Origin of the sequence: Ornithinibacillus proteolyticus (assembly GCF_039581225.1) — a bacterium.
GTDB lineage: Bacteria > Bacillota > Bacilli > Bacillales > Amphibacillaceae > Ornithinibacillus > Ornithinibacillus massiliensis.
This window is the reverse complement of the sequence record NZ_JBCPXV010000006.1, coordinates 64,470-84,691: the sequence shown is the minus strand read 5'-3', so window position 1 is coordinate 84,691 and position 20,222 is coordinate 64,470. Positions and strand designations below refer to the sequence as shown.

Annotated in this window: 20 protein-coding genes; 13 read left to right on the top strand and 7 right to left on the bottom strand. The window is 38.9% G+C overall.

The annotated features are described in order from the left end of the window. The first annotated feature begins 36 nt into the window (after positions 1 to 36). Together AAIB49_RS04920 and AAIB49_RS04915 are read left to right on the top strand one after the other, a co-directional pair. Positions 37 to 171: a hypothetical protein gene (locus tag AAIB49_RS04920; RefSeq protein WP_343457367.1), complete on the top strand. Its 135-nt coding sequence runs from the start codon at positions 37 to 39 to the stop codon at positions 169 to 171. A gap of 586 nt (positions 172 to 757) precedes the next feature. Beyond that, the gene (locus AAIB49_RS04915; protein ID WP_343457384.1) at positions 758 to 1,747 is read left to right on the top strand and encodes an acyltransferase family protein; all 990 of its coding nucleotides are present in this window, start codon (positions 758 to 760) and stop codon (positions 1,745 to 1,747) included. A gap of 147 nt (positions 1,748 to 1,894) precedes the next feature. On the opposite strand, the gene AAIB49_RS04910 is transcribed toward AAIB49_RS04915, so the two are convergent. Then, a complete protein-coding gene (locus tag AAIB49_RS04910) occupies positions 1,895 to 3,241 on the bottom strand; it encodes a YjiH family protein (protein ID WP_343457366.1) in 1,347 nt (448 codons plus the stop codon). A 312-nt stretch (positions 3,242 to 3,553) separates the two neighbouring features. Between AAIB49_RS04910 and AAIB49_RS04905 the strand changes: the two genes are divergently transcribed. The 3 genes from AAIB49_RS04905 (at position 3,554) to AAIB49_RS04895 (ending at position 4,524) form a co-directional block, all read left to right on the top strand. Beyond that, positions 3,554 to 3,685, top strand: a complete 132-nt coding sequence (locus AAIB49_RS04905; RefSeq protein ID WP_255488048.1) for a hypothetical protein — start codon at positions 3,554 to 3,556, stop codon at positions 3,683 to 3,685. A 149-nt stretch (positions 3,686 to 3,834) separates the two neighbouring features. Beyond that, positions 3,835 to 4,137 (top strand): YwdI family protein, encoded by a 303-nt coding sequence (locus tag AAIB49_RS04900; RefSeq protein ID WP_343457365.1) that lies wholly within the window; start codon positions 3,835 to 3,837, stop codon positions 4,135 to 4,137. 18 nt (positions 4,138 to 4,155) lie between these two features. Beyond that, on the top strand, positions 4,156 to 4,524 hold the full coding sequence (locus AAIB49_RS04895) for a DUF423 domain-containing protein (protein WP_343457364.1): 369 nt from the start codon (positions 4,156 to 4,158) through the stop codon (positions 4,522 to 4,524). On the opposite strand, the gene AAIB49_RS04890 is transcribed toward AAIB49_RS04895, so the two are convergent. From AAIB49_RS04890 to hemQ, 4 genes are all read right to left on the bottom strand, one after another. Continuing rightward, a complete protein-coding gene (locus AAIB49_RS04890; RefSeq protein ID WP_186868285.1) occupies positions 4,519 to 4,770 on the bottom strand; it encodes a hypothetical protein in 252 nt (83 codons plus the stop codon). The two genes, AAIB49_RS04895 and AAIB49_RS04890, sit on opposite strands and share 6 nt — an antisense overlap. A 377-nt stretch (positions 4,771 to 5,147) precedes the next feature. Then, on the bottom strand, positions 5,148 to 5,624 hold the full coding sequence (gene gerQ / locus AAIB49_RS04885; RefSeq protein ID WP_343457363.1) for a spore coat protein GerQ: 477 nt from the start codon (positions 5,622 to 5,624) through the stop codon (positions 5,148 to 5,150). A gap of 24 nt (positions 5,625 to 5,648) precedes the next feature. Continuing rightward, positions 5,649 to 6,071: a cell wall hydrolase gene (locus AAIB49_RS04880; RefSeq protein WP_186868287.1), complete on the bottom strand. Its 423-nt coding sequence runs from the start codon at positions 6,069 to 6,071 to the stop codon at positions 5,649 to 5,651. 387 nt (positions 6,072 to 6,458) lie between these two features. Beyond that, the gene (hemQ, locus tag AAIB49_RS04875) at positions 6,459 to 7,208 is read right to left on the bottom strand and encodes a hydrogen peroxide-dependent heme synthase (protein WP_339213083.1); all 750 of its coding nucleotides are present in this window, start codon (positions 7,206 to 7,208) and stop codon (positions 6,459 to 6,461) included. Positions 7,209 to 7,500: 292 nt separating this feature from the next. Here hemQ and pta point away from each other — a divergent pair, with 292 nt between their 5' ends. Both pta and AAIB49_RS04865 read left to right on the top strand, forming a co-directional pair. Continuing rightward, positions 7,501 to 8,472, top strand: coding sequence for a phosphate acetyltransferase (gene pta, locus AAIB49_RS04870; protein ID WP_343457362.1), 972 nt, complete (start codon positions 7,501 to 7,503; stop codon positions 8,470 to 8,472). Positions 8,473 to 8,562: 90 nt separating this feature from the next. Next, positions 8,563 to 9,210, top strand: a complete 648-nt coding sequence (locus AAIB49_RS04865) for a Type 1 glutamine amidotransferase-like domain-containing protein (RefSeq protein WP_339213086.1) — start codon at positions 8,563 to 8,565, stop codon at positions 9,208 to 9,210. On the opposite strand, the gene AAIB49_RS04860 is transcribed toward AAIB49_RS04865, so the two are convergent. Beyond that, positions 9,207 to 10,064 carry a lipoate--protein ligase family protein gene (locus AAIB49_RS04860; protein ID WP_339213088.1) on the bottom strand — a complete coding sequence of 286 codons (858 nt, stop codon included), beginning with the start codon at positions 10,062 to 10,064 and terminating at the stop codon, positions 9,207 to 9,209. The genes AAIB49_RS04865 and AAIB49_RS04860 overlap by 4 nt on opposite strands. A 99-nt stretch (positions 10,065 to 10,163) precedes the next feature. Here AAIB49_RS04860 and AAIB49_RS04855 point away from each other — a divergent pair, with 99 nt between their 5' ends. The 3 genes from AAIB49_RS04855 to AAIB49_RS04845 all read left to right on the top strand — a co-directional run bounded on the left by AAIB49_RS04855 (position 10,164) and on the right by AAIB49_RS04845 (position 12,544). Then, positions 10,164 to 11,468, top strand: coding sequence for an HD domain-containing protein (locus tag AAIB49_RS04855; protein ID WP_186868292.1), 1,305 nt, complete (start codon positions 10,164 to 10,166; stop codon positions 11,466 to 11,468). Continuing rightward, the gene (locus AAIB49_RS04850) at positions 11,469 to 11,972 is read left to right on the top strand and encodes a YwgA family protein (RefSeq protein WP_339213091.1); all 504 of its coding nucleotides are present in this window, start codon (positions 11,469 to 11,471) and stop codon (positions 11,970 to 11,972) included. Between the two features lie 71 nt (positions 11,973 to 12,043). Further along, complete coding sequence (locus AAIB49_RS04845; RefSeq protein ID WP_186868294.1) at positions 12,044 to 12,544, top strand: YwhD family protein; 501 nt, start codon at positions 12,044 to 12,046, stop codon at positions 12,542 to 12,544. A gap of 443 nt (positions 12,545 to 12,987) precedes the next feature. Here the strand turns inward: AAIB49_RS04845 and AAIB49_RS04840 are convergent, their stop codons facing one another. Beyond that, complete coding sequence (locus AAIB49_RS04840; protein ID WP_343457361.1) at positions 12,988 to 15,030, bottom strand: transglycosylase domain-containing protein; 2,043 nt, start codon at positions 15,028 to 15,030, stop codon at positions 12,988 to 12,990. A gap of 151 nt (positions 15,031 to 15,181) precedes the next feature. Between AAIB49_RS04840 and AAIB49_RS04835 the strand changes: the two genes are divergently transcribed. From AAIB49_RS04835 to AAIB49_RS04825, 3 genes are all read left to right on the top strand, one after another. Next, positions 15,182 to 15,613: a YwiB family protein gene (locus AAIB49_RS04835; RefSeq protein WP_211741120.1), complete on the top strand. Its 432-nt coding sequence runs from the start codon at positions 15,182 to 15,184 to the stop codon at positions 15,611 to 15,613. Further along, positions 15,610 to 17,280, top strand: coding sequence for an arginine--tRNA ligase (gene argS / locus AAIB49_RS04830; RefSeq protein ID WP_343457360.1), 1,671 nt, complete (start codon positions 15,610 to 15,612; stop codon positions 17,278 to 17,280). Before AAIB49_RS04835 ends, argS begins: the two co-directional genes overlap by 4 nt. A gap of 754 nt (positions 17,281 to 18,034) precedes the next feature. Continuing rightward, positions 18,035 to 20,140 (top strand): (Fe-S)-binding protein, encoded by a 2,106-nt coding sequence (locus AAIB49_RS04825; RefSeq protein ID WP_339213094.1) that lies wholly within the window; start codon positions 18,035 to 18,037, stop codon positions 20,138 to 20,140. The last annotated feature ends 82 nt before the right edge of the window (positions 20,141 to 20,222 follow it).

Below are 20,222 nucleotides of genomic sequence, written 5' to 3'. Positions count from 1 at the left end.
ATGGTGGGGGTTTCTTGTTTGTGGTGGGGGAGGGTTTTGGAGAAGGGGGATGCGCCCAAGGAGGGAGGAGATGAGCCCAAAGTGGTGGAGGATGAGCCCGAGGGGGAGGAAGATAAGCCCAAAGCGGTAGGAGATGCGCCCGATGGGGAGGAAGATGAGCCCAAAGCGTGAGGAGATGAGCCCGATGGGGAGGAAGATAAGCCCAAAGCGAGAGGAGAAGCACCCGAGGGAAAGGAGGATGAGCCCAAGGCGGTGGAAGATGCGCCCATGCGGAAGGAAGATAAGCCCAAAGCGGGGAGAGATGCGCCCTAGTGGAAGGGAGATAAGCCCAAGTTGGAAGGAGATGAGCCCGAGTGAAAGGAAGATGAGCCCAAAGTGTGGAGAGACGCGCCCGATGTGAAGGAAGATGGGCCCAAAGCGGAGGAGGATGCGCCCTAGTGGAAGGAAGATGGGCCCAAAGCGAGAGGAGATGAGCACGATTGGGAGGAAGATAAGCCCGCCCCGAAGCAAGATACCCCCAAAGTAAAAGAAGCTCCTCAACCCCGTTTGAAAGCTCCCCCACCCAAAAGAAAGCCCCCTCCCAAATCCACCAATTTAATCCAATTACACAGATTACAGTCCATTTTCAATCTTTCATTGCCTTTACATGTTGTTAACAACCCCTCTAAATCGTGTTGGAATATGCGTATTTTTGTTTTGAAGCGGGTAAAGAGTGATTAAGATTTTGTTTGAAATAATTTGTAAAGGAATGAGAGCCTTGGAACGTAACGCCTTTTTTGACAACGCGAAAGTACTTTTAATCTTCTTAGTGGTGTTTGGGCATGTTATCCAGCCCTATATTGACGGTTCAGCGGGGATGCATACGCTGTATACGTGGATTTATACGTTTCATATGCCAGCATTCATATTCTTATCTGGATTCTTTGCTAAAGGTTTTGGGAATAAAGGGTATATTATCAATTTAGCTAAAAAGCTCTTACTTCCATATGTAATCTTTCAATTAATCTATTCTTCCTACTATTATTTAATTGGGAAATCCAATTGGTTAACAGATATATTTTACCCACATTGGTCATTGTGGTTTTTAATTAGTTTATTTAGTTGGCATATGTTATTAATCTTATTTAAGAGGCTACCAGCGTATGCTAGTTTACTAGTTGCAATATTACTTGGTATAACTGTTGGCTATTTAGCGGCAATTGGCCATTCATTTAGTTTATCGAGGACATTTGTGTTCTTCCCATACTTCTTATTAGGTTATTGGTTGAAGGAAGAGCATGTGATGCTGTTGAAGCGTAAGAGCGTGAAAATAGTATCGGTTATGGTGATGGTGTTCATCGCTGTTGGGATATATTTTGCGCCTGACGTTAATACTGGTTGGCTGCTTGCTTCTAAATCTTACTTTGATCTTGGAATGACGGAATTTGGTGGGGTAGCAAGACTGTTAGTGTATGCAACCTCAACCTTAATGGCAGCGAGTGTTCTTGCGTGGATTCCGACTAAACGGAATAGCATGACTAAACTAGGAGAAAGAACGCTTTATGTCTATCTGTTACATGGCTTTATTATTCAATATTTCCGTGCTTTTGATATCTTCCAAGTAAGCAGTCCCCTTGATGTGATAGGGCTTGCCGGAGTTTCCATGCTCATCGTGTTAGCACTTTCTAGTAAACCAGTGATCATGATGAGTCAGCCATTAATCGAGTGTAAAATGACGAATATGAAAAAAATGGTAATAAGTTATTAGCCTGTTGAAACTTTCTTCCAATGGATTACGTATATATAAGTAGCCCCCCTTTTTCTAGAAATAGTAATAATCCCGTATCACGGTTAATGTGATACGGGATTATTTGCTTTAGTTTAGGGAATGTTCCTAAACAAAATGGCAATTAGGTTAGAAAATAATATGTGCCATAAGTACGATAATTGGTAATGTAATAAGCGTTCGAAGCAGGAAGATAACGATTAGGTCTTTGAACGAAACTGGTACTTTGGAGCCTAGTAAAAGTCCCCCCACCTCTGACATGTAGATTAATTGTGTAACCGATAATGCCGCAATAATAAATCTTGTGATTTCCGCCTCTATCGATGAACCGATAAGGGATGGCAGGAACATATCAGCAAATCCAATTAGAATCGTTTCAGATGCTTCTTGTGCAAATGGTACTTGCATTAGCTCTAAGATCGGAATAAACGGCATACCTAACCATTGGAATACAGGTGTATATTCCGCAATGATAAGAGCAACTAAACCGAAAGCCATTACGACAGGAGCAACGCCCATCCACATATCTAAAACGTTCTGGCTACCTTCTTTTACAAACTGATAAATACTAGATTCTTTTTTCGCACGATCAACTGCCTTTTTATAACCAAAGGACAATGAGTTATGGCCTTCTGGTATTTCTTCTTCAATCCCAGAAGCTTGTTCATTAATATACGTATCCGCTTTTCGTGAAAGTGGAGGGATTCTTGGCATTACTAATGCTGCAACTAGTCCGGCAATCAGAATCGTAATATAGAATGGAACAAACATATGACTAAGATTGACTTGAGCAATGACTACTAAAGAAAATGTAATCGAAACAACTGAAAAGGTAGTACCAATAACGGCAGCCTCACGCTTCGTATAGTATCCATCCTCATATTGTTTACTAGTAAGTAGAACCCCGATAGTACCATCACCAATCCAAGATGCTAATGCATCAATTGAGGATCTACCTGGTAGCTTAAATAATGGGCGCATGATCTTTGTTGCGAGTGTACCGAATAATTCCATTAGTCCAAAGTTCATTAACAACGGTAGAAAAATACCAGCAAATAAAAAGACGGCAAATAATACGTGTAATAGATCATCTAATAATAGTTGCCCTGTATCTTCACCATGGATTGCCTCGGGTCCAATTTTAAAATAAACCATAATAGCAAAGACAGCTGCAAGGACTCTAGCAATGGTCCAAAACCAATTAACATAAAGTAGTTTTTTAAAAAATGGAGTTTTGGCTAAAGCATCAATACCAATCACTCTTGCAAGAATGGTTAATACGGCTGTTAAAGAAATGATGATCATCATGATTAGTGATAATTGTCCAGCAAGCACATCTTGTACCCAATTTGCTAAGATTGCAATCGGGATGGAAAATCCATCAGCTGTTTTTACTGGAATCATAAAAAAGAAAATACCTAGAAGCGAGGGGATTATAAATTTTAACTGCTCCTTAAGTGTGTATGAATGTTTCATGTCAAACCACCTTGTTCATATGTTTAGTATTAGTATATTAAAATAATAGTAATTAAATCACTGTTAATAGTATAAGTTTCGCATATATATATGTCAAAATGAATTTTTATTAAAAATCTAGTTTACTAGAGGAAAATCTGGGTAAAAACGAACAGCTATCGCAGTAGAGAATGGTACTTTTATATATTGTATTTTTCTACTATCTATTATTTTTTTAGTTATTAATCACTATTTAATAAAAAACATGTTGAGTATATATTCAAAAAATTGTAATATATATTTATGGTTTATACGAAAGGGGAATAGTAGCGTATGAAACACTATTTGCAAATGCATAAAGACATAGAAGGTAAACTAGATCGCAAGCTTAGTAGTGATGAGATTAAATTTTTGCAATGGGTTTTTAGTCGCTATTTAGAAGAGAATAAGGATCAAAGTGCGTAACTTTGGCTTTTCCCTAATGATGTAAGTATAAGTCTTGAGATGCTCAAGGCTTTTTTAATTTTCCTGGAAGAAGTCTATTTTACTTTATGATGGTAATACTTTTCGGTATGATAAAGAGGAATGATTAAGGAAGAAGAGGAGTGTCACAAGTGGCCGTTGCAAATGAGCGGATTCTACAGAAAATGATGCTAGAACTAAAGCAGGCAATGCAGAATCAGCATAACCAAGCAGAAATGCTTAAGAACATAGAAAATATACGTTTATTATGTGATTTATTTTTACCAGAAAGCGAACCACAACCAACAGTGGAAAAAACAGATACAATCAGTGAGAAAGAATTAAAAGCCATGATAGGAGAAACACCAAAAGCAAACTCAACTTCACAACAGACCTTTAAACGATCCATTGAGCTCGATGATGAAGGCAATGGTGATTCGATTTTTGATTTTTAATAGGGAGTGTACAAAGAGATGAAGATCTTTTTAATATTAGGTGTCATTAATGGTTTTCTAGCTGTAGCCATTGGTGCATTTGGAGCACATGGACTGGAAGGTAAGCTAACAGAAAAAGCTTTACGTACATGGGAAAAGGCTGTTACATATCAGATGTTCCATACCGTAGCATTGTTTGTAACAGGATTAATTGGATGGAAACTACAGTCCGGAAGCTTGTCTTGGGCTGGGTGGTTATTCTTTATTGGGGTTGTCCTATTTTCAGGTAGCCTATATATCTATTCCACTACAGGCATTAAAACCTTCGCTATGATAACCCCTCTTGGCGGGGTAGCATTTTTAATTGGCTGGATTTTACTGGGATATACGATTATCAAGTTCCTATAAGAAAATGAATAGGAAAGTGGTTAATAGAAACAGGATTGCCGCTCTTAGCATTTGTTTGACACCGTGGTTTGGATTGCGCATATTCATGGCGATGAGTCCGTCAAACACAAGGCTTGCTGCTAGTAGGTAAAGGCAAATAACGATAAGTAAAAAAACGCCTTGTATTAATGCGATAAGTCCGCAAACTATGGCGAGTCCAATTGCAACCAGTTCACCTTGTATAAATTTATTATATGGATGTCGCATATAAAGTCGCCTCGCAAATAACGTGATGTAAAAAGGCTGGGACATAACTACAAGAATTAAATGTAAAACCGAATGATACACGATACTAGCTCCGGAAATATACCTAGACTCCTACGGGAGGATAGGCATAGGTGAGACCCCGCAGTGCGAAGCCTCACCAGCCGCCCTTGGAAAGCGAAGTATATTTCCGGAGCGGGGTCTTTGCTCATCATTCGGTTTTTCCTTTAAGATAAATTCTTATGTCCCAGCCACTTTTATAGTACTTTTAATTAGTTTTCTATCTGAGATAAACGAATAACATGATACTTTATTAGCTCCGGAAATAAATGAAAGAAAAGTACATTTCCGGAGCTAACTAGTTGTATGCAAATCGTTGTTTATCTTGGTGGGAAGGTAGCTAGATTTGGGTTAGTTCCATAAGGGTATTCATAATTTAGTTCTTCATCGAATGTAATATAATCCAAATACACCATCAGTAATAAGTAGCGCTTCCCGGTTTGTGGATCACTAAGTATGATATGATCTCGACCAGCGGCCTCAATCACCCCTCTAAAGATTTTGGCGTTCCACTCTGGATTGTTTTCAAACGTCATATAAACGGTCGCAACTTTGCCGCGATTTAGACGTAAGATGTTCTCGATGTAAGATTGCTCCGCTGGTAGCATTCCTGGAACATCAATAAATGGTGATTGTTGTTGCTGTTGCTGTTGACCGGGCTGTTGCTGTGGGAATCCAAATTGGCGATATGGAAATGCTGGATAAAATGCTGGAGAAGTTGGTGGGAAATAGTAATAAGGTTGTTGGCTATAGTTAGCATTTTGTTGAGACTTTCCTTGGTTGTTATGTTCAGACATTCTATAAAACCTCCTAAAAATTATTTAAAATACAGTTGGACAATCTTCGGCGGATGGGGCGAAGAAGCAATGTGCTTTAAACCTTCCACTGTTCCATTGGTTATACCATTGAGCTGGACAAGCTCCATCAGGTCTAAAAAACCATAAAGCATTACTCGCAGGATGGAACCTTTCCCCTTGAATCGTCCGGCGAGCTAATCGCTTTTCAGACTCTCGCGCCCGCTGATAAAAATATCCCTTAATAGTGGCTTCAAAGCCACCAGGCTGTTGATATACCATATCATGAATACTTCTTATATCTACAAAATCAAGACAGTCAGCTCGAACACGGTTTACCCCTACATTTCCAACCATTAACATTCCTTGTTTGCCATCACCTTCTGCTTCAGCACGTATTAGACGTGCCAATAGATCAATATCGCTCTCGTTATGTGATATTACCGCCATTAGTACACCTCATTTCTATCCAAGGTCTACTATGATTATATGTATGTATGGGTGGGAAGTGATATGCCTAGATATTTTTTAGAAAATTTATAGTGGGATCGAGGTAGGGGAGAGAGTAAAAGTTTGGCGATGAGATAAATGGGTATGTTTCTCTTGTGGTTGATATAATTTTCAGCTAGTATAATTTTCCTGTTAGGTAGCTACTACGATTAGCAATTCGCATAAGAGGTAAATCTTTGAAGCCAGGGTAGGGAATCCCTCTACTACATTATCCTACATATTAGACACAGTCCTGATTTTGACAAAATCTTTGTATTTTCATCAAAACTTGCAAAAACCGCATAGAAAAAGACTTCCTGTCGAAACAGAAAGTCTTGTTTATTCGTTTTATACTTCCAAGAATTTAGCGATTTCTTCTTTTTTCAATAAGTTTCCGACAAAGAATTCACCGAATTCACCATAGCGTGAGCTAACTTCATCAAAACGCATTTCGTATACAATTTTTTTGAATTGTAGTGGCTCGTGAGCGAATAAAGTTACGCCCCATTCCCAATCATCTAGACCGATAGAACCAGTAATGATCTGTTTTACTTTACCAGCATATTTACGACCTGTTTTACTGTGCTCATAAAGTAATTTACCACGAACATCTTTTTCTAAGGTGTACCAGTTTTCATCTCCTACACGACGTCTATCCATTGGGTAAAAACAAACATGCTCCCATTTTGGTAAGATAGGTTTTAAGCGAGCTTGTGTTTCAGGTAATGTTTCAGGATCGATTCCATCCTTAGCAGGGCGATATTTAGAAAGCTCAACTACAGAAACGTACGAATGAGCAGGAGTTAGGAACTCAGCAAATTTAGTTTTGTTTAATTCTGTTTCTAGCTCATTTAATTCTTCCATGGTTGGGCGGAGGAACATAAACATAAGGTCTGCTTTTTGACCGACAATTTTATACATGGCATGAGACCCGTTTTTTGCTTCCTCGACAGCATCCCATTTCGTAATGAGTGCTTCAAAGCTAGCAATAGCTTCTTTCTTTTCTTCTGGAGTTGCAGTTTTCCAGTAAGTCCAATCTATTGTGCGGAAATCATGTAGGCTATACCATCCATCCATTGTTTCGACAGCTTCTACCATATATATCTCTCCTTCGTAGTAATATCTATTTCATATGTTTACTATATCACAAATGAATGGCATAATCATGAAAGAGGGCTTCCTATTAAATGATGGAGGAACATTGATATATCAATGGTTAACCGGTTTTTTAGTAGGGTTGTCACCAGATTGTCGATTTCTTGCTGAGTCATTTCATTTCATTCTAGGGCATTTTATACTATGATGATAATTGGTTTAAACAACACGATATGTGCAACTTTTACATCATGTTGATACATATTAAGTACATACAACAATTGGAGGTAAGATAATGAGTAACTTATTTGATGAGGTAAAATCACAGATTAACGGCAAAAATAAATCAATCGTTTTTCCAGAAGGATTAGATGAGCGTGTTCTTACCGCTGCTAGTAAGCTAGGAACAGAGGGAGTACTGAACCCTATCGTTATTGGTGACAAGGATGCAGTACAACAAAAGGCTTCTGAATTAAATGTCGATTTAAGTGCAACAACTGTCCTTGACCCAAGCAGCTATGAAAAATTTGACGATATGGTACAGGCTTTTGTCGAACGTCGAAAAGGGAAGGCAACAGAAGAAGATGCTCGAAAAATGTTAGTGGATGAAAATTACTTTGGTACGATGTTAGTGTACATGAATGAAGCAGATGGTCTTGTAAGTGGTGCGGCCCATTCAACAGCAGACACGGTACGACCAGCACTACAAATCATTAAAACAAAAGAAGGCGTGAAGAAAACGTCAGGTGTATTTATCATGGTTCGTGGTGATGAAAAATATGTGTTTGCTGATTGTGCTATCAATATCACACCAGATAGTAATGATCTAGCAGAAATCGCTGTGGAGTCTGCAGTAACAGCTAAATTATTCGGGGTGGATCCTAAAGTAGCAATGCTAAGCTTTTCTACAAAAGGCTCTGCGAAGTCACCAGAAACGGAAAAAGTGGTGGAAGCATTACAGATTGCTAAGGAAAAAGATCCTTCTCTTGTAATTGATGGCGAATTCCAATTTGATGCAGCATTTGTTCCAAGTGTTGCAGCGAAAAAGGCACCAGATGCAGTTATTCAAGGGGATGCGAACGTATTTGTTTTCCCAAGTTTAGAAGCTGGAAATATTGGCTATAAAATTGCGCAACGCTTAGGTGGATTTGAAGCAGTTGGTCCAATCCTACAAGGGTTAAATAAGCCTGTAAATGACTTGTCACGTGGATGTAGTGCGGAGGATGTTTATAATCTTGCATTAATCACCGCTGCTCAAGCATTGTAATAAGAGAAAAGCCTGTTATAGAAAAAATCTATTGCAGGCTTTTTCTTATGTTATAATGGTTCAAAATATTAAGACAGGGGCTGAGGGGGAATGGATAAGCATTTATTTCTTTTCGGTGGTGGTTCACCTTTTACTGCTATTTTTGCCAAGGAATTTATGGAATTGACTTCACCTGGGCCAATAGCAATCCTTTTTATAGATGGTGGGGAACCTATCATTCACCGCTATACGGATCGATTATCCAATTTCAGTCAAGCGGAATATTCCAATGTACCTTTACCATCTACACCAGTGGAAGAGGCGATTAGCATCATCAAAGGTAGTAATGGAATCATTATTTGTGGCGGAGATACGGCTAAATACGCGGATTGTATTGTAGATACGGAAATAGCAGATGCCGTACGAAATGCTTATGAGAAGGGGATTCCTGTTGCGGGATTTTCTGCAGGTGCATTAATTAGTCCGGAATTATGTGTGATTTCCGCACGGGATGGTGGCTGGGATCACTATCAGAAACGAACGGGACTAGGATTAATTAAAGACACATTAATTGCGGTGCACTTCACACAGTGGAATGAGCAGGAGCATCTCACACAGTTGACAAGGGATATACATTCAGCCCACAACTATGGTATTGATGAGCAAACGGGAATATATTTTAAAAATGGAAATCTGCAGGCATTTGATGGTGGTCATGTCTATACAATGGAAAAAGGAAGCTTAATTCAACTCCATTAAGCTTCCTCTTGCATTTTTACTATTTTCTCATTCCGCTTTACCATCTGTTTATATCGGTTGGAAAATTCATCCAGCTCATCTTCGGAAAATGGTATTTCGACGACTTCTCCTAATTCTTGCAAAGTGGCTAAAACGCGTCCAATCATGTCGGGAACTGTCAAGTGTTGTCCGGTAAGGTTCGACAAAGATTCCATAACGTTTGGATTAACAGTTGGATAGGTAAATTTCGTTTCTTCCCCTTTTAAGCTAATATCATAAAATTGTCGAATCAGAGTTGCACGCTCATGGCTATTTCCCTCAATATCTAAATAAATCTGGATAGCGGCACCATCACGGACTCTGCGTTGCGAAATTCCGGCAAATTTTTTCCCATTAATACTTAAATCATAGTCACCAGGACAATAGGATTCGACAATTTCATAGGCCTCAATTTCATTTGTGATATCACGGAGCATGTATTGAATAAAGCTAACCATGGCTTCGTAACATTCATGAATCGACAGATGTTTTACCCCTGGCAGTACAAGGGATAAATTTAGAACGCCTTCATCGAGTGCAACAGCTAGCCCCCCAGAATTTCGTACGATAACTTGATAGCCATGACTTCTTAATAGCTTTACCCCTTCATCTACATAAGGTAAACGTGCATCTGGAATTCCAAGTACAATCGTTTTGGGGTGGACCCATAGTCTCATGCTGGGAGGTGACTTTGCCAAGCTTACAGAGGTCGCAAGGGCATCATCAATTGCAAAGGACGTTAATGCGGTATTCGACACGTTATGAAAATATTTTTCTTTCGTATGATCAATGTAGCGGAATGTCGTATGATGTATGATTTCTTGCCAATTTTTCATGTTGTTCTCCTTTACCATTTCAGAAAAATGTCTTTTTTCGCCTGAGTATCTATTATATAATGATAACAAAATCGTCGAATAGAAACGAGTTGAAACACTGTGGCCTACAAAGATGAAAAACTGCATGAAGAAAAGGTGTTTAAAGATCCAGTACATCGATATGTCCATGTTCGTGATCGAGTGATCTGGGATTTAATTGCAACACCTGAATTCCAACGCCTTCGTAGAATAAAACAATTAGGAACAACCAATATTACGTTTCATGGGGCAGAACATAGCCGCTTTAATCATTCATTAGGTGTTTATGAAATTGTCCGGCGTATTATAGAAAATTTTCAGGACCGACCACATTGGAATAATGATCAGCGTCTATTATGTATGGCTGCGGCATTATTACATGATTTAGGACATGGTCCATTTTCTCACTCCTTTGAAAAGGTGTTTAAGCTGGACCATGAATACTTTACACAGGCTATCATTCTCGGAGATACAGGTGTGAATAGAGTGCTAGAACGTGTTAGTCCTGGTTTTGCTCAGGAGGTAGCGGATGTAATAGGTAAAACACATACGAATAAATTAGTTGTTAGCTTAATATCTAGCCAAATTGATGCCGATAGAATGGATTACCTGCAGCGTGATGCCTATTTTACTGGGGTAAGCTACGGCCATTTTGACATGGAGCGTATTTTGCGTGTCATGCGCCCGATGGAAGACCAAGTCGTGATTAAATCTTCTGGGATGCATGCTGTGGAAGATTATATTATGAGTCGTTATCAAATGTACTGGCAAGTGTACTTCCACCCTGTAACAAGAAGTGCAGAGGTCATTTTAACTAAGATATTACATCGTGCAAAGCATTTATATGAATCAGATTATAATTTTACCCTACAACCGACCCATTTCCTGTCCTTTTTCGCAGGGGATGTTTCATTGGATGAATATTTAAAGCTAGATGAGTCTATTGTTCATTATTACTTCCAGCTATGGCAACAGGAAGAAGATGAAATACTAAGCGATCTATGCGAGCGATTCATGAATAGACGCTTATTTAAGTACGTAGAATTTAATCCTAATAAACAGGTTGCTGATTTATTACGTTTAATCGAGCTTTTTAAAGAAGCAGGGATTAATCCAGATTACTATCTTGTCATGGATTCTTCATCGGATTTACCATATGACTTTTATCGTCCAGGTGAAGAAGAAGAGAGACTTCCGATTCACCTGTTGATGCCAAATGGATCATTTAAGGAGCTTTCAAGACAGTCAGATATCGTAGAATCCATCTCAGGTAAAAAAAGAACGGATCATAAATTATATTTCCCTAAAGACTTTTTATATGCAATCAAAGATGAAAAAATCGTACAAGAAATCACAGGAATTCTATATAGCAAGGAGATGGAATAAATGCTAGATAATCATGCAAAGCTAATGCAGTTTTTTTCTGAGGCAAAGCAAGTGACCGGTAGAAAAAAACTGCAAAAAATGGTCTATATTCTACAATCATTTGGTATTCCTTTTGAGGAAAAATTCCAATTTCACTTTTACGGTCCTTATTCGGAAGAGCTCTCATTACGAATGGAGGAGTTATGTAATTTAGGTTTTATCAATGAAGAAAAAGAAGTGAAAAGCAATTATTTTCAATATCACTATACGTTAACGGATGATGGTGTTGCGTTTTTAAGCCAATACAGTGTGGACATGCCAAATTGTTCTGAAAGCATTGAGCTACTAAAAGGCAAAACCTCTCGTTTTCTAGAACTAGTGTCTACAATGCTATATTTTAAAGATTTACCAAAGGATGAAGTGGAACTTAAAGTACATGCGGTAAAACCAAAACAAAAATATAGTGACGAAGAAATGGCGGATGCCTGGAAGTTAATTGACGAGTTAAATCGGAAGCTACAGTAACGATAGTCGTGAAATAAATAAGCAAGCTGTGCTACAATAGTGGATAAACAGTTTGTATAGGAGGTTTACGAATGAGCGGAGATAATAAAAACCGATTTACGATTATTAAAGATGATTCCAATGACGGGCATGGGGGCTATGGGGTAGGAGCAATTAGTTTAGAAAACATGTCATCCGTGATTGTTGACCCGAATGAAAACAAAGCCTATGTTGATATGGGTGCCATGCACGCTCGAAGTGATGTAGAACGCCGGGTGAAATTCCAACCAGATCGCACCAAAGTACCCGATGGAAAATTATATTGGATAGTATGGGTAAACGTCGACCGTAATGAAAACGGCCCTTACTATGCAGGAGTGGCAGGATGCGAAATTCTAGTTGATCGCCCAAACAAAATAGCATACAAATCCATGCCAGAGCATGTGAAGCATATGGAAAAATCACTTAAAGGCCATGTCATCGTCGACCATATGGATGAACAGTCTAGACATTTATTACGTGACTTCTTAAAAGAGTTTAAACCAGAATTCTGGGAAAACTCTACCGATGAATTAAAGCAAGCATTAGAATAGTAAGAAGAGGGACTAGTAACGGAATTGTTATTAGTCCTTTTTTTAATGGAAGTATAAACGTAAAGTGTACTAGCTCCGGGTATCTAGGGACTAGCCCTCCGTAAGTTAAGGAACCACCAGCTTCCTCTAGTCGCCTTATGTCTTTTATTTCCTACGACTCAAACCATGCCGTCTAGGCTTTTCTTATCTTTACTGGAAAAAAATATTAAAAAAGTGAACAATTTGTGTCTGAAAAATGAATCTTTTAATAAAATCTTGTACTTTGCTTCAGAAATTTGTAAACTAATTAATACATGGGCTTACTCATGTATTACTAGGACAAAAAAGAAGCCGACACCTGCAAACTGGACACTTGCGGGATGTCGGCTTCTTTTTTGTGTTGGATGGGAGGGAGATGCGCCAACCACACCAGCACATGCCCCAAAGAGACCCAACCCCTAACCTCAATCAAAAAACACTTCAAACCAACGTCGGAATAGTCCTTTCTCTTTATCATCTTGCTCTATTTCATCCCCATAAAAATGTTCCTTACAATAAAACTCTGGTTCGGTACCTTTTTCAAAGAACATGACGGTACTTGTTGGGCAATGTGGTGTTGCACGCAATCCAGTAGTTGGGTCAACTGGTACGGCAACTAGTCCATCTGGGGCTTCGAAGTGCTCCTCTGGGATATCTTGATGAGCTTGCTCCATAAAGGTGCTCCATATTTCCTTGGAATAGGAGCGTTCTGGTACGGAGGTTATGCTTCGGTTATCATCATAGCCAGTCCAAATGCCAGCTACAAGGGATGGGCTGAACCCAATCATCCAACTGTCTGAATCGGTAGAACCAGTTTTGCCAGCGTAGGTACGGGTTAGATTATCCACTATAGAAGAACCAGTAACGGACATATAGCCATTAAGCGACTCATCGAAAGTGCCAGTCATTAGCTGTGTTAAGATAAAGGCTTTTTGTGGATCTAACACTGGCTTTTTCCTGCTTTCATCGCGTTTATAGACAGTTCTTCCTTCCCGGTCAACAATCTTTTCAATAGTATGGCCGTCAATCGAGTAGCCACCGTTAGCAAGCATGGCATAACCAGAAACCATTTCCTCGACTGAAACAGTTGCGGTACCGAGTGCTAAGGAAGGCACAGATGGTAACTTACTAGTAATTCTAAATTTCCTAGCTGTGTCAATAAGCGTTTCTACTCCTAAATACATATTTGTCTTTACAGCGTAAATATTATCGGACAAGGCAAGAGCTTGGGCTAACGTAATTGGTTCATTCGCATAATATCCGTTAAAATTGCTTGGTTGATAAACTTGTCCATCATCAATTTCAAAAGTAGTCGGTTTACTCATTAGCATTGTCGTTGCCGTATAACCATGTTCTAAGGCTGCATAATATAAGAACGGCTTAAATGTAGAACCTGGCATCCGCTTGGCTTGTATCGCACGGTTAAATGGGCTTTTTTCATAGCTACGGCCACCAACCAATGCACGAATCGCCCCGTTATGGGGATCCACTACTACCCCACCGACCTCTATTTTGCTTGAATCCTGAATCGTTTGGACAATACTTTCTTCCAATTGCTTCTGTAGATTAATATCTAATGTTGTGTAAATTTGATACCCGCCAGACCGAACGGATTCTTGGTCAATATCTAGAAGTTCCGTAGCCTCTGTTAGCACGGTGTCTTGAAAATAGGGACCAATGCTAAGCTGTTTTCTTTCGGATGGGTCCGTAAATACGAGCTGCTCACTTTTGGCTGAAAAATATTCTTCTTCTGAGATTATATCTTTTTGCTGCATAATGGCTAGTATTTGCTGCTGCCTGTTTGTTGCTCTTTCTAAATCATTTTGAGGCGAATAGTATGTCGGTCCTTTAGGAATTCCGGCAAGCATAGCAGCCTCCGCGATCGTCAAATCACTAGCTTCTTTATTGAAAAAGTAATGACTTGCTGCTTCAATTCCATAGGCACCATGACCATAGTAAACCGTATTCAAATATCCTTCCAAAATTTCTTCCTTCGAGTAAAACATTTCTAGTCTTAATGTATAAAATGCCTCTTTCAGCTTTCTTGTCCATGTTTTTTCATGTGAAAGATAAAGATTGCGTGCATATTGCTGGGTTAGTGTACTCGCCCCCTCTTTTAAAGACATGGTTTTGATATCCTTTAATATTGCTCCTAGGATACGCTTTATATCAAAGCCGTTATGTTTATAGAAGCGCTGGTCCTCAATCATTAATGTCGCATCAATCAAATTGGGGGATATATTTTCCAAATCGACCCAAGAACGGTTCTCTACACCATGCTCTTCACCAATCATTTCACCATTAGCACTATAGTAAATTGTCCTTTGATCATTTAACAGACTAGGCGGACCTAGTAAAAAGGCGATAAGATATAGAAGTAGAATTCCTGAGACAAAGAATAACGTGATTCCGATAGTCATTTTCAATACAATACGTCTGAGTTTTTTGGCTAGAATGGTTTTCTTCATATCCTAATCTCCATTTGTTTTGTCGTATATTGTCAATTATTATCATTATGGGAAAACAGACTAGGAAATAAACTTCTGATTATATATATTGAAATACGACTTAGATTGTCGCTATAATAGTAAAATATGAGCAAATAATAGGAGCGACAAAATGAAAAACCAAGTAACCATTCATTTACATACGGTAATTGAGGATAATGGTCTGAAAGAAACAAGCACCGTGAAGCAGATTGGTAACTTTTATCAGAAGAATAATATGGACGTATTAGCTTTTGAGGAAAAGGTGGAAGGGGATCACGCGATAAAGAGTATGATTACCATTCAACCAGGAAAAGTGAATATTAAACGGTCTGGACTCGTTTCAATGAATCAGCAGTTTCGCTCGGAGAAAGTGACGGAGAATGTGTATAACCACCCACATGGTCACATTCACATGGAAACTTTTACAAAATCAATTGATTACCAAGCACTAAGTGGCGAGCAAGCAGGTCATTTAAAAGTGGAATATACCGTAAAACTGAACGGACAAGATGAACGTAATCATACGCTTACACTCACGTTTAACAAGGAGGAAGAAGAATGAACGTCTTAGCACAAACGGAAACAAATTTAAAAGAACAAATACGTGCTGCCGTATTAAAAGCAGAATTAGCACAAGAAACGGAAATCCCAGATGTCGTATTAGAAAAACCAAAAGATAAATCCCATGGTGACTTCGCTACGAATATTGCCATGCAACTGGCACGTGTTGCCAAAAAAGCACCTAGGCAAATTGCTGAAGCTATCGTAGCTAATTTAGACGCTTCAAAAGCATCAGTAGAAAAGGTCGATATTGCAGGACCTGGATTTATTAACTTCTTCATGAAAAATGATTTCTTAACCGATTTAATTCCAACCATTTTAGAGGCTGGAGAAGCCTATGGAAAAACAGAGCATGGAAAAGGGACAAAAGTTCAAGTGGAATTTGTTTCGGTAAATCCGACAGGAAATCTTCACCTAGGCCATGCTCGTGGGGCAGCCTTTGGAGATGTATTATGTAATGTCCTTAGTGCAGCAGGATATGAAGTAGAACGAGAATATTATATTAATGATGCAGGTAACCAAATTGATAATCTAGCTCTATCTGTCAATGCACGTTATTTACAAGCATTAGGTAAGGATGTCGCAATGCCTGAGGACGGGTACCATGGTCAGGACATTGTAGCAATAGGGAAGCAATTGGCTGAGGAGCACGGAGAAGAATGGGCGAATAAATCGGAGGAAGAGCGCTTAGCATTCTTTAAAGAGTTTGGTTTAGAGCATACACTTGGGAAAATAAAAACAGATTTAGCGGACTTCGGAGTTGAGTTTGATAATTGGTTCTCAGAAAGAAGTCTATACAAAAATGACGAGATTACCGATGTATTAGCGAAATTGAAGGATAGTGGCTATATCTATGAACAAGACGGTGCTACTTGGTTCCGTTCGACTGATTTCGGTGATGACAAAGACCGTGTATTAGTGAAAAATGACGGAGCATTTACGTACTTAACACCAGACATTGCATATCATCAAAATAAGTTAAACCGTGGCTTTGACAAGCTAATCAATGTTTGGGGTGCTGATCACCATGGCTATATCCCTAGAATGAAGGCGGCAATTGAAGCATTAGGCTATGATCCAGAACGCTTAGATGTAAAAATCATTCAAATGGTAAATCTTTTTGATGGTGGAGAAAAGCTACGTATGAGTAAGCGTACAGGAAATGCTGTTTCACTTAGAGAATTAATGGATGAGGTTGGAGTGGACGCGGTACGTTATTTCTTTGTGGCACGTTCAAACGATTCTCAGCTTGATTTCGATGTGGAGCTTGCTCGTTCCCAATCCAATGATAACCCGGTATACTATGTACAGTACGCACATGCTCGTATTTGCACGATGCTAAAGCAAGCAGAAGCAAAAGGGATAGAGGTTAAGCAATCATTCGATTCTTCTTTATTAACCTCTGAGAAAGAGCTTGATTTGTTGAAGAAGATGGGAGAATTCCCTCAAGTTATTGTGGATGCTGCTGAAAAGCATACACCACAGAAAATTACGCAATATGTATTTGAATTAGCATCCTTGCTGCACAGCTTTTATAATGCAGAGAAAGTATTAGATACCGAAAATATCGAGTTAACCAATGCAAGACTTGCGTTAATGAAAGCAGTCCGTACTACCATTGCAAATGGGCTAAACTTAATTGGAGTAACCGCACCTGAGAAGATGTAAATGACTTTTAAATAGAAGAGGTTAAAACCTGGGGAATTTCCAGGTTTTTTCTATGTTAGGGCGAGGATATTTCTTTGTTTCTAGAAATAACGAATGTTTTTTGAAAAAGGCTTGCGATTCAGATTTAACCCCGTTAATCCAATCATCCTCATGCAAAGCTACTTTCCCCAGCCAAAACCGGATTTCCCCATAAAACACAATACACCTACAGAAGATACGATAACTAAAATGCTATACACAATTTCCATGGATAACCTCCTGAAATTTGTTCTATTATTATCTTAATTTTCCGATAAATGGAAGTGAGTTCCAGTTTCTTCACGAGAATGGATTCTTTTTAATTCTTAATAGGCTTAAATATGTTCTTCTTCAATAACGTTTTCCAAGAATTTCTAGTCTAGTGGTAAACAAAGTTCATTTCGATAAAAATAGGTTGACTGAATAGTCATTCATAATTTATAGTGGTAGAAGAAGCACTCTTTTTTATTTTCGGAAAAATGGAATCGCTATCATTCTGTTTCATCGTACCATGTATTAGTAAATTTAAGCAATAGGACGTTTGTTATGAAAACTAAGGGCTGAGCCGACTAGCAGAAGATAAAGAAAACACGATGGGTGAGGGGAGCCGGTGTTAGCTAATCTAATCGTGAGTTGGCGGAAGTCTGTTATGGTATGATGCGTCCGGATGAAGCAATCTTTGATGTTTAATTTCTATTTTAAAAGAAGACCTAGAAACAGTCAGGAGGAGCAGCTGATGGAGACATTTTTGTTCATTAATACGCTATTATTTTCAGCTATCACACTGTATGCATTTTACTTATTTGGTAGAGTAATAGCAACTCGAGTAGCCTACATTAGATTAGGTAAAAAGTCAGAATTCGATGGGGACATGAAGGAGCGAATAAGTCGGATTATCACGATAGTATTTGGTCAATCGAAGCTATTAAAAGATAAAAAGTCCGGTGCTATTCACGTCATGATGTTTTACGGTTTTATTCTAGTGCAATTTGGAGCTATCGACTTTATTGTAAAAGGGATATCACCAGGTAATCATCTCCCATTTGGATTTTTATATCCCGGATTTACCTTCTTCCAGGAAATCGTAACATTAACGATTTTAGTGGCTGTAATTTGGGCATTTTATCGTCGTTATATTGAGAAGCTAGTTCGACTAAAGCGTGGGCTGAAGGCTGGATTAGTATTAATTTTTATCGGGACATTAATGCTATCGGTATTATTTGGAAATGGAATGGCATTAATTTGGCACGGGGAATCAGCTACATGGACCGAGCCTGTTGCAAGTTTATTTGCCACCATCTTTGGCTTCTTATCTCCTCAAGCAGCCATGGTTATGTTCTTTATAGCATGGTGGATTCATAATTTGACTTTATTAACGTTCCTAGTATATGTACCGCAGTCTAAGCATGCACATTTAATAGCGGCACCGATTAATGTGTTTTTTAGTAAACATGTACCTGGAAAATTGAAAAAGCTAGACTTTGAGATTGATGAAGAAAGTGAAGAAGAAGTATCCTTTGGAGTAGGGAAGGTTGAAGATTTTGAGCAAGTACAGATGATTGATTTCTATGCTTGTGTCGAATGTGGCCGCTGTACAGATGTTTGTCCTGCTTCTGGTACTGGGAAAATGCTTTCTCCAATGGACTTAATGGTTAAAATCCGTGATCACTTAACGGAAAAAGGAGCAGCAGTAACAGGCAAATCACCTTGGGTACCAGCATATGCCTTTTCTAGTACACAAGGTAACCAATTAGCGAAACGTGCTAACAATGAAGCAGCTGCAACATTTGAAAGTATGAGCTTAATCGGAGATGTCATTACAGAAGAAGAACTCAATGCATGTACAACTTGTCGTAACTGTGAAGAGGCATGTCCAGTAATGAATGAACATGTCGACAAAATAATTGATTTACGACGTTATCTTGTGATGACAGAAGGAAAAATGGATGCAGAAGTGCAACGTGCGGTAATGAATATCGAGCGTCAAGGAAACCCATGGGGACTATCGAAAAAGGACCGTATTAAATGGCGTGAAATGGATGAGTCCGCATACATTCCAACTATAAAAGAATTGAAAAAAGAAGGAAAAGAGTTTGAATACTTATTCTGGGTAAGCTCTATGGGCTCATTCGATGCACGTAGCCAGAAAATTGCTATTGCATTTGCCAAATTAATGAACCAAGCAGGGATTAGCTTTGCGATTCTAGGTAATAAAGAGGCGAATTCTGGGGATACGGCAAGACGGATTGGTAACGAATTCTTATTCCAAGAAATCGCAGAGAAGAATATTAAAGAATTTGAGAAAAATGAAGTGAAAAAAATCGTAACGATTGATCCACACGCCTATAATATTTTTAAAAATGAATATCCAGACTTTGGCTTTGAAGGGGAGGTATATCACCATACCCAATTACTATATGATTTAGTCATGGAAGGGAAGTTAAAGCCTACTAAACCGATAAACGAACGATTAACCTACCATGATTCTTGTTATCTAGGAAGGTATAACGGTGTCTATGATCCACCAAGAGAAATTTTACTTGCTATTCCAGGTTTGGAGCTTGTAGAAATGGATCGTAGTCGTGAAAACGGTATGTGCTGTGGTGCTGGTGGTGGCCTAATGTGGACAGAGGAAACAACTGGTAACCGAATTAATGTTGCAAGAACCGAGCAGGCTTTGGCTGTTGAACCAACAGTTATCTCTAGTGCTTGTCCGTATTGCTTAACGATGCTAAGTGACGGAACAAAGGCAAAAGAAGTGGAAGAAGATATTAGCACAATGGATGTAGCGGAAATTCTCGCATTATCTGTTTTAGTTGAAGAAGAAATAAAGACAGCGTAAGGTAAAAGAGGGGGGCGTTTTGCCCCTCTTTATCAGAATCAAACTTGAGCGAGCGTTCAATCGTAGAGATTTAAAGTATTAC